This window comes from Streptomyces prunicolor NBRC 13075, assembly GCF_000367365.1.
In the GTDB taxonomy this organism is placed as follows: Bacteria; Actinomycetota; Actinomycetes; order Streptomycetales; family Streptomycetaceae; genus Streptomyces; species Streptomyces prunicolor.
This window is the reverse complement of the sequence record NZ_BARF01000062.1, coordinates 17,317-26,995: the sequence shown is the minus strand read 5'-3', so window position 1 is coordinate 26,995 and position 9,679 is coordinate 17,317. Positions and strand designations below refer to the sequence as shown.

The 9,679-nt window shown below is 68.6% G+C and carries 10 protein-coding genes and 1 pseudogene; 6 read left to right on the top strand and 5 right to left on the bottom strand.

What is annotated here, in order from left to right; genetic code table 11:
* Position 1: 1 nt before the first annotated feature.
* Both SPR02S_RS27910 and SPR02S_RS27905 read left to right on the top strand, forming a co-directional pair.
* Positions 2-1,735: a pyridoxal phosphate-dependent aminotransferase gene (locus tag SPR02S_RS27910; protein ID WP_019060312.1), complete on the top strand. Its 1,734-nt coding sequence runs from the start codon at positions 2-4 to the stop codon at positions 1,733-1,735.
* A gap of 111 nt (positions 1,736-1,846) precedes the next feature.
* Positions 1,847-2,506: an MSMEG_1061 family FMN-dependent PPOX-type flavoprotein gene (locus tag SPR02S_RS27905; protein ID WP_026150924.1), complete on the top strand. Its 660-nt coding sequence runs from the start codon at positions 1,847-1,849 to the stop codon at positions 2,504-2,506.
* A 10-nt stretch (positions 2,507-2,516) separates the two neighbouring features.
* Here SPR02S_RS27905 and SPR02S_RS27900 read toward each other — a convergent pair whose 3' ends face one another.
* The 4 genes and pseudogenes from SPR02S_RS27900 to SPR02S_RS56520 all read right to left on the bottom strand — a co-directional run.
* Positions 2,517-4,124 (bottom strand): methyltransferase, encoded by a 1,608-nt coding sequence (locus tag SPR02S_RS27900; protein ID WP_019060310.1) that lies wholly within the window; start codon positions 4,122-4,124, stop codon positions 2,517-2,519.
* Between the two features lie 53 nt (positions 4,125-4,177).
* A complete protein-coding gene (locus SPR02S_RS27895) occupies positions 4,178-5,374 on the bottom strand; it encodes a 4-hydroxybenzoate 3-monooxygenase (RefSeq protein WP_019060309.1) in 1,197 nt (398 codons plus the stop codon).
* A gap of 109 nt (positions 5,375-5,483) precedes the next feature.
* Complete coding sequence (locus SPR02S_RS27890; RefSeq protein WP_019060308.1) at positions 5,484-6,554, bottom strand: DUF3500 domain-containing protein; 1,071 nt, start codon at positions 6,552-6,554, stop codon at positions 5,484-5,486.
* A gap of 59 nt (positions 6,555-6,613) precedes the next feature.
* Positions 6,614-7,072, bottom strand: a pseudogene (locus tag SPR02S_RS56520) (ATP-binding protein); the annotation flags it as partial.
* 130 nt (positions 7,073-7,202) lie between these two features.
* Between SPR02S_RS56520 and SPR02S_RS27880 the strand changes: the two are divergent.
* The 3 genes from SPR02S_RS27880 to SPR02S_RS27870 are packed head-to-tail and all read left to right on the top strand — an operon-like array spanning position 7,203 to position 8,451.
* Complete coding sequence (locus tag SPR02S_RS27880) at positions 7,203-8,027, top strand: helix-turn-helix domain-containing protein (protein ID WP_019060306.1); 825 nt, start codon at positions 7,203-7,205, stop codon at positions 8,025-8,027.
* The gene (locus tag SPR02S_RS27875) at positions 8,024-8,260 is read left to right on the top strand and encodes a DUF397 domain-containing protein (RefSeq protein WP_019060305.1); all 237 of its coding nucleotides are present in this window, start codon (positions 8,024-8,026) and stop codon (positions 8,258-8,260) included. The genes SPR02S_RS27880 and SPR02S_RS27875 overlap by 4 nt, the downstream gene beginning before the upstream one ends.
* Positions 8,257-8,451, top strand: a complete 195-nt coding sequence (locus SPR02S_RS27870; RefSeq protein WP_019060304.1) for a DUF397 domain-containing protein — start codon at positions 8,257-8,259, stop codon at positions 8,449-8,451. Before SPR02S_RS27875 ends, SPR02S_RS27870 begins: the two co-directional genes overlap by 4 nt.
* Positions 8,452-8,704: 253 nt before the next feature.
* Here SPR02S_RS27870 and SPR02S_RS27865 read toward each other — a convergent pair whose 3' ends face one another.
* Entirely contained in the window at positions 8,705-9,082 is a 378-nt protein-coding gene (locus SPR02S_RS27865; protein ID WP_019060303.1) for a MerR family transcriptional regulator, read from the bottom strand.
* Positions 9,083-9,135: 53 nt separating this feature from the next.
* Here SPR02S_RS27865 and SPR02S_RS27860 point away from each other — a divergent pair, with 53 nt between their 5' ends.
* A complete protein-coding gene (locus SPR02S_RS27860) occupies positions 9,136-9,618 on the top strand; it encodes a hypothetical protein (protein ID WP_019060302.1) in 483 nt (160 codons plus the stop codon).
* Positions 9,619-9,679: the final 61 nt, after the last annotated feature.

Here is a 9,679-nt window from a genome sequence, read left to right as displayed (position 1 = left end):
ATTGGCCGACTCCAACGTCACCTCGCTGTTCCGCAGTACGGCGGCGCACAGCCCGTCGATGGCAGCGCTGGCGCGTGAGAGCGACGGCACCGGCCCCGTGGACTTCTGCATCCCGTGCAACCCGTACTTCCCCACCCCCGCCATGTTCGACGACATGGCGGCCCGGTTGCGCGAGATCATCACGTACTACCCGAGCAGCGCCGACACCATCACGGCCGAGCTGTGCAACCTGCTCCAACTCCCGCCGAGCTGCGTGGCGATGGGCAACGGTTCGACCGAACTGATCACCTGGATCGACCACTTGATGGTGCGCGAGTCCCTCGCCATCCCCGTCCCCACCTTCGGCCGCTGGACCGACCAGCCCATGGAGACCGGCAAGCGGGTCGACATGTTCCCGCTCCAGGAGTCCAGCGGCTTCGCCCTGGACCTCACGCAGTACGCCGAGTTCATCCGCAAGCGCAACACCAAGGTCGCGGTCATCTGCAACCCGAACAACCCCGACGGCGGCTATCTGCACAAGCAGGCGCTCGTCCAGTTCATGGACGCGATGGCCGACCTGGACCTCATCGTCATCGACGAGTCGTTCCTGGAGTTCGCCGACGCCGAGGTCGAACCCAGCGTCGTACAAGAGGCGATGCTCCGCCCCAACGTGGTCGTCCTGCGCAGCCTCGGCAAGAACTTCGGTCTGCACGGCATACGGTTCGGCTACCTCGTCGCCAACCCCGCCCTGGCCGGCCGCATACGCTCGATGCTCCCCAAGTGGAACCTCAACGCCTTTGCCGAACATGTGGTGTTCATCCTCAAGGAGCACGGCGCGGAGTACGCGCAGAGCCTCCAGCAGGTGCGCCGCGACCGGCTCGACATGGCGAGCCATCTCTCCGCGCTGCCCGGCCTGACGGTCTATCCGTCGCAGGGCAACTTCCTCTTCGTACGCCTCCCCGTGGGCGCCGAAGGCACGGTGGTGCGGGACCGGATGCTGACCGAGCACCGCATCCTGGTCCGCGAGTGCGGCAACAAGATCGGTTCGTCCAGCCGCTTCCTGCGGCTCGTGGTGCGCCCCCAGACGGACGTGCGTCGCCTGGTGTCCGGCCTGGAACAGGTGCTCTACGGGACCAGGAGGGGAGCTGCCGTACCCGAGCTGGGTACAGGGACCAACTACAGCTCGGGTACGGCGGCCGTGGACCGCCTGGTCGGGGCGACGAACGGGGCGGGGATGCAGAACCTCGCCGCGCAGGCCCTCGCCACGGGTACGACGGGGGTCGGTATGCCCATGCAGGCGCCGATGCAGATGCCGGTGCCGGTGCCCGCGGCGGCTCAGATGCAGCCTCAGCCGGTGCCTATGCAGGCGCCGATGCAAATGCCCCAACAGCCTCAGCCTCAACCGCAGATGCCGCAACCGCAAATGCAGCCGATGGTTGCCGCGGCGCAGGTTCAGCAGATGCCGATGGCTGCGATGGCGGACCAGTCCAATGGGATGGGGATGCCTATGCAGGCGCAGGCGCCTCAGCAGATGCCTCAGCAGCCTTACGGGGTGCCTGCGCCGGCTCCGGCGGCGCCGCCTATGCCGCAGGGGCCGACCCCTACTGGTGTGCCTGCGCGTAATGGGCTTACTGCCGCGCAGGTTCGGGGGGCTACGAGTCCTAATGGGATGCAGAATCTTGCGCCGGCGCCTGCTACTGGGTGGCCCAATGCGCAGAGTTGGCCCAATGCTGCGGGGATGGGGCAGGCGGGTTAGGTCTCGTTGCCGGGTGCGGGGTGCGTCGTGGCTGGTCGCGCCCACGCGGCGGAGCCGCAAGTCGACACAGCCCCGCGCCCCTAAAAACAGGGTGTTGATTAGGCTCGGGGCATGACGACCTCTCTTGCCGGTAGTGCGTTCGACTCGCTCCGTCTCGACGGTGTGCGTGATCAGGAGGAGTTGCGGCGGGTCTACGAGATGCCCAATGCCACCGCTCTACGGAAGCAGATGACCGAACTGACCTCGCAGACGCGGGCGTTGATCGGGTGTTCCTCGTTGGTTTTTGTTGCCAGTGTGGATGGTGAGGGCAACTGTGATGTGTCGCCGCGTGGTGGGCCCGCCGGGTTTGTCGCTGTGTTGGACGCGCGGACCGTGGCGATTCCGGACGCGACCGGGAACAAGCGGCTGGACACGCTGCAGAACGTCCTCGCCACCGGACGGGCCGGGTTGCTGTTCGTGATCCCGGGGCGCACCACGACGCTCCGGGTGAACGGCCGGGCCTGTGTCTCCACCCGGCCGGAGCTGTTGTCGCAGCTGACCGCCGTGGGCAAGCCGCCGGCCAGCGCGCTGGTGGTGGGGATCGAGGAGGTCTACCCGCACTGCCCCAAGTCCCTGCTGCGCAGCGGGGCCTGGAAGCCGGACCAGTGGCTCCCGGCGGACGCCCAGCCGGCCTCCGCCGAGGTGACGCTGGCCCAACTGCGCAGGCCGGAACTGACGATCGCCGACATCCGGCAGACGGAGGCGGACTCGTTGAAGTACCGGTACGAGTGACGGGCCGGAGCTAGGAGGGAGTCGCCCGCACCGCGTCGATCAGTGACGCCCCGAGCGGCAGTTCCTGGCACCCCCGTACTTCGAAGCCCGCCTCCGCCAGCATGCGGGTGTAGTGGGCCTCGTCCCGTTCCCGGCCGCCCACGTTGCACAGCATGTGGACGTCCCATGCCACCGCCGTCGGGGTGGGCAACAGGCGTTCCACCACCAGGAGTTGGGCTCCCGGGCGCATCGCCTCCGCGCACCTGCCGAGGATCGTGCGGCAGCGTTCGTCGTCCCAGTCGTGCAGGACCCGGGACAGGAGGTAGACGTCGCCGCCCTCCGGTACGGACCTCGTGAAGTCGCCGGTGACGAAGGTGCAGCGCTCGGTGAGCTGGGTGCGGGCCGCCTCCAGGGCGTCCGGGCGGTCGAAGAGCACACCCTCCAGGTGGGGGTGGGCCCGCAGTACGTGCCCGAGCAGCGCGCCGTTTCCGCCGCCGACGTCCACCACCTCGCGTACGGCCGAGAAGTCGATCAGTGTCGGTACGGGGGTGAACATCTCCGCGCTCGCCGCCATCGCGCGGTGGAACAGGCTTCCCAGTTCGGGGTGTTGGACGAAGTAGGGGAAGTGGTGCTGGCCGTGGCGGTGGGCGAAGGCCTCCTCGCCGGTGCGTACGGAGTGGGTCAGGCCCGCGAAGGAGTCGTAGAACGGGCCGCCGTAGAGCTGGGCGAGCGGGTGGAGGGAGAACTCCGTGCCCGTGCGCAGGGGTTGGCCGGTGGCGGTGAGGTGGTACGTGCCGTCGGCGGAGGTGAGCAGTCCCAGTGAGGTGAGGTAGCGGAGCAGGCGGCGGAGCGCGTCCGGGTGCGTCGAGGTGAGGGTTGCCAGCCGCTCCGCCGACATGCCGGGGTGGTCTGCCAGGTGGTCCGCGATGTTCAACTCGGCCATCGTGGCGACCGCTTGGGTGGCCCAGGCCCCGGTCATGACGGTGAGGAGCGCGGTCGTCGGGGCGGGCAGCGGGTCGTGGCGTCCGGGGAGGCGGAGTTCGAAACGGCGGTGGGTGGTGGTGCGGTGGTAGAGGACGGTGACGTTCTCGTGACCGTTGTAGCCGCCGCCGTCGGGGACCGCGCCGCCCCGCTCCTGGAGGAGGAGCCGCAGGCCCGCGGGGACCACCGGGCCGGATGCCGTGACCGCGAAGGCGTGGTGCGACTCGTGTTCCGCCTCGCGTTCGTCCGCCGCCACGGCCTCCAACGCCGAGTCGGGGGACACGGGGAGCGCGAAGATCTCCACGCTGCGCCCTCCGACCGCCACGTGCACGATGCCCACCGGGATGCCGGCGAGTGCCGGGCCGTAGCGGCGGGTGAGGCGGTCGCGGACCACCACGCTGGGCGTCACCGGGCCCGGTTCGAGGCCGAGGCGGCGGAGTTCCTCGCGGAGGCCGTCGAGGGAGTCGGGGAAGACGAGGACGGCGGTGTGGTCGAAGACCAAGTGGCGGGAGACGTCCGCCCGTTCGGCCGACGTGAGGGACGGGAGGAGCTCGGCCAGGACCTGGTCCGTGTCGTGGGTCTCGACGTAGGCCGCCGCGCGCTCGATGCGCGCTACGTCGGCTTCGGCGAGGCGTGCCTGTACGACGGGGAGGTTCATGAAGGGGTTCCCGGTGAATCGTGGGGACGGGAGGCGGGAGAAAAGAGGTGGGGTCAGATGCCCGTGTAGTTCTCGGCGAAGAAGTCCTGGTGGGCGCGGGAGGTGCGCAGGCTGTCGAGGCGGGCGTACTGGAGCGCGCGGCCGTAGCGGGCGCGGGCGTCCACGGTGTTCTCGGTGTCCTCGGCGGACGGGCCGTGCAGCAGGCCGCTCATCCAGTGCGAGAACTCGTGGGCCCGCCAGACGCGCGGCAGACAGTCGGCGGCGTACCGGGCGAGGTCGCTCTCGTCGGCGTGCTTCAGTGCCGACACCAGTGCCTGGGCGAGGCGTTCGGCCTGGAGTACGGCGAGATTGGCGCCCTTCGCGGCGGAGGGGCTGATGAGTCCGGCCGCGTCGCCCGCCAGCCAGAGGCGTCCGTCGCCGGGGGTGTCCAGGACGTCGGAGCGCAGATCGACGACCGCCTTCTCCAGGACCGGGCCGTCCTTGAGCATGCCGAACTCGTCGACACGGAACCGGGTTTCCAGTTCGGCCCAGATCCGGTCCGCGCTCCAGTCGGCGGGATCGGTGCCGCGCGGGCACTGGAGGTAGTAGCGGGTGACGGTCGCCGTACGGGCCATGTGGCCGGCGAATCCCCGTTCGTGCAGGGCGTATCCGACGGCTTCCATGCTCGGCGGGGCCTCGACGAGGACCGCGAGCCAGCTCACGCCGTGGTCCCAGCGGGCGGTACGCGTCCCGTGGGCGGTCATGGTCGCGCGGGCGACTCCCCGGTGTCCGTCGCACCCGGCGACGTAACGTCCGGTGACGTCCGTGCCGTCGGACGTCCGTACCCGGCCGCCCTCGGAGATCTCCTCGACCTCCGTGTCGAAGCGGATTTCGCCGCCGCGTCGGAGGTATTCGGCGAGCAGGTCCCGTACCAACTCCTGCTGGGGGTAGACCGTGTGGACCTCGCCGCGCCCCAACTCGCCGTAGTCGAGGGTGAATTCACCGTGCTCGCTGCGGAAGAGGCAGGTGCGGTGAGTGTGCCCCCGGGCCAACAGCCCGTCCGCCAGCCCGTGTTGGGTGAGGACGCGGACGGAGTGGGCGGCCAGGAAGCCTGCCCTCGCCCGCCCCTCCACCGCCTCGCGTCCGCGCCGTTCCAGGATCACGCAGTCGATGCCGCGGTCCAGCAGCAGGTTCCCCAGCACCAACCCCGCCGGACCTGCCCCGACGATCACCACCCCGACCTGCACCCCGGGGTCGAAACGTTTCCCCATGTCCGCCTCTGACGTTGCGATTTCGGCCAATAGGTTTCATATCAGCCAGATCACGGAGACGAGCAATCGAAAGTGGTTACTTAGCCCATAAGGGCCAATTGGGCATATGTCAGTGGTCGTTGTCCAGGTGCAGCTTGAGCAGGTCCACGCCGTAGTCGCCGCCGTTGGGGGTGCGGATGATGGTGTGGATGTGCTGCTGGGTGGGGGTGCCGTTGGGCCCGCCCATTCCCCCCTTGGTCCCATACGCGAGCGGGGACTGGGCGTCGTACTCGATGAGGACGACCGGGCCGTGCACGCGGTAGTAGAAGGCGGAGGAGTCCTTGGTCGCGCCGATCCAGTAGAAGTAGGTCGCGTCGAGGTGGTCCTCGACCTCCGACATCCTCACCTCGGCGTGGCCGTCGTTCATGTTGCCGACGTAGACGCGGACGAGGTCGAGCAGGTTCTGCTTCTGGGCGCTGGTGAAGTCCTTGGCGACGAGGCCCTGGTAGGCGAGCTTGGCGTTGTCCTGCCCGGCGCCCGCCTTCATGTTGTCGCCGGCCTTCTTGCCACTGGAGATCACCTTGGCGCGCTGGGCGGCGGTGAGGGAGCGCAGGAGGGTGAGACCGGCCTTGGTCTCGGGCTTGAAGAGGGTGATCTTCTCGCCCTTGTAGGTGGCGGAGGTGGGCTCGGACCCCATGAAGGTCGGGGTCATCACGACCTGGTCGCCGAGCACGAAGAAGTTGATGGCCACGTGGTGGCCCTCGTACTGGAAGCCCCACGGCTTGGTGGTGGACGGCGTCCCCATGAAGGTGAAGAAGTACGCGCCCTCGGTGAGGGTGTCCCGGTTGCCGCCGCTGTAGTCGCCGAGGAAGGCCTGCGCGGCCTTGACGATCCCGTCGGTCGAAACGCCTTTGAAGTCGGCGTACTTGACCTCGCTCTGCCCGGGACCCATACCGTTGCCGCCCCCTCCCCCGGGCCCGCCGGAAGGCATCGCGCCGGTGGACATGCCGCCGCCGGGGCCGCCCGAGGGTGCGCCGTTCGGGGCGCCGGAGGACGAGGACGCGGTGGCCGTGTCGGAGGAGTTCGACGAGCAGCCGGTCATGGTCGCGACAGCGGCGACTCCGCCGGTGAGCAGCGCCTTGTTCATGAACCAGCGGCGGCTGCGGTCGGCTTCGGGGGCGCGGGGGCGGTGTCCGCGCATACCGGCCAACCTCCCGCACCGACCTGAGCCGACCCTGAAGCCGAGTCTGAAGCCCGGCCCAGCCCCCTGACCAGTGCCAACCACCTCGGCAGGTCGATTTCCACCCTTACGGTCTTGCCCGGCGGAGGCACCCGTTCCACCACCTCCCACCGATCCGCGAGCGCCTCCACGATCACCAGCCCGCGCCCGTTCTCGTCGAGCGGCTCCGGCTGTTCTACGGCACCGGGTGCGGGCGGAAGCGGTCCGGTGCGGGTGTCGGTGACCTCGATGCGGACACTCCCGGTGACGAGGGAGAGCCGGAGTTCGAAGTCCCGGCCGGGTACGCGGCCGTGGGTGACGGCGTTGGCGGCGAGTTCGGCGACGATCGCGGCGGCGGTGTCGGAGGCGGTGCTGCCGTGCGGGATGCCCCAGGCGTGGAGTTGATGCAGGGCGAGGTGTCGGGCCAGGCGGGCACCGCGAGAGGTGGGGCTGAGGCGCTGGACGAACGTATGTACGGTGACGGGGAGTTGGGTGGTCATGTGCCCAATGTGGCGTCCGGGGAGGGCAGTTCACCAGGTTCCGAGCCCGTACGCTGCGGTAGCGTACGGGGTCACCCGCTGGACAGTACGCGCTACGTTCCGTAACCATGTCCGCGGGAGGTGGGTGACCATGACCGAGGGCAGCAGCGAGCCCGAAGTGTCCGACAGCCTGCGAACGTTCGGGGCGATGTTGCAAGCCTTACGCGAGCATGCGGGGTTGAGCCGGGAGGAGTTCGGGCGGCAGATCCAGTACTCCAAACACACCGTGGAGTCGGTGGAGTTGGGGAGGCGGATGCCGGACGCACGGTACGTGGAGCGGTCCGAGCCAGTGTTGGGCAACACCGGGGCGGTACGGCGAGGTGCGGAACACCTGGAGCGGCGGCCTGGGTTGGCGGCTTGGTTCCGACAGTGGGCGCTGAAGGAGAAGACGGCGATCACGCTGTACACGTACGAATGCCGCATGATTCCGGGGTTGTTGCAGACGGAGGCGTACGCCCGGACGCTGTTCAACGAGCATCTGCCACCGATGGACGACGCGCAGATCGAGACCCAGTGGGTGGAACGAGAGAAGCGGCAACGGCTGTTGTGGGAGCGGTCGAACACGGCGTTCAGCTTCATCCTGGAAGAGAGCATGTTCCTGCGCCACACAGGTGGACCAGACGTTACGCGGGAACTCATCGACCACGTGCTGCGGATCGCCGAGCTGCGGAACGTAGAGGTCCAGATCATGCCCCAACTGCGCGACCGTCACGCCGGGTTGAATGGCCCCATGCAGCTACTCGAGGAGCCCAACAACCGGTGGTACGCATACTCCGAGGGACACGAGAGCGGGCTGCTCATCACTGATCGAAAAGTGGTGAGCATGCTCCAGATGCGATATGCCAGAATGCGTTCGCAGGCTCTCACCATCCAGGACTCCTTGAGCCTGTTGCGGCGCATGCGAGGAGACCTATGAGCACGTCCGAACTGGCCTGGTTCAAGAGCAGCTACAGCAGCAGCGGCTCCGGTGACTGCGTCGAAGTCGCCCTCTCCTGGCACAAGTCCAGCTACAGCAGCAGCAGTTCGGGCGACTGCGTCGAGGTGGCCACCTGCCCCTCCACCATCCACATCCGCGACTCGAAGAACACCGAAGGCGCCCAGCTCGCCCTCGCCCCCGCCACCTGGACCAAGTTCATCGTCACCCTGTGATCGGGGGCTCCGCCACGAGCACCACTGAACTGGCCTGGTTCAAGAGCAGCTACAGCAGCGGCGGCGATGGAGACTGCGTAGAGATCGCCACCTGCCCCACCACCATCCACATCCGCGACTCCAAGAACACCCAGGGCCCCCAACTCGCCCTCGCCCCCACCACCTGGACGGAATTCATCCGCGCAGTCTGATCACATGACGCACGTTTCCGCGCCGCTCGCCAGAACGCTGGGCGCGGCGGCCCTGTTGTCGGCATTCACAGCCTGGGCGGTGACTGCGATGCCACCCGAGGACGCTCCGCGTCTGACCGTTCTCGTGCCACTGGGACTCGCCGCGCTGTTCAGTCTGGGGTGAGTGCTCGCCAGCCGGCGGGCGCCGCCCGTGAGACCGCTGACGCTGGACCGCCAGGGCGTGGACCGGGAACCGTGGACCGCACGCACGACATCACACCCGTCGCCGCGCTGAGCCCGGCGTCTTGCGCAGCGGGCACTCCGTCCCTGCGCGGGCGGTCAACTCGGCGCGGAGTGCGGCCAGTTCGGCCATGCGGGTGTCGATGACGCGGATCTTGTCGGCGAACAGGGCGGACAGCGCCTCCGCTTGATCGGGAGCCTCGCTCAACTCCTCCCCATGGTCGGCGATTTCGGCCAGCGAGAATCCGAGGGCCTGCGCCGTACGGACGTACTCGAGCCAGGGCACCGCCTCCGGCGGGTACTCCCGATAGCCGTTCGCCCGCCGCTCACTGGTGAGGATCCCCACCTGCTCGTAGAAGCGAAGGGCGTCCCTGGTCAGGCCCACCCGTGCCGCCAACTCCCCGATACGCATGCCCACATGATGACTTGACCTTGGACCGCACTCCACTGTTTAGCGTGAGCGGCATGACCACCAATTCCTGTCCCAGTTCCCCTCCTGCTTCCCGTCCCGCTTCCCGTCCCGCTTCCCGCCCCATCTCCTACCTCCGTGTCGTACGCGCCAGCGCCTGGTACGACCTCGTCGTCACGGCCGGCTTCGCGACCCCGTGGACGTACGCGCTGGTGCACGACACGTTGTCGGCGCTGGGCCGCGCCTGGGGGCTGGGCGTACTGCCCGGACTCGACCCGATACAGACCCTGTACGCGAACCTGATGGGCTCGGTGGTGGTCGTCTGGGCCGTCCTGCGCCTCGTCCGGCCACTGCCTCTGTACGGTCTGCTCGACGGGGTGGCCCGCGTTCTCTTCACCGTCTGGCAGGCCTACGCCCTCACGCAGGGCGCCCCGCGTTTCCTGTGGCTGTTCCTGGTCGTGGAGGCGATGTTCGGTGTGCTCCAACTGGCGCCGTGGTGGCGCCCGGCAACGGGGATGCGGGAACCGCGAGTGCGATGATGCCGGCCATGTCACAGTCACCGCAGGACGCCTCTGACTCCCCTGGCTCCTCTGTCACGGA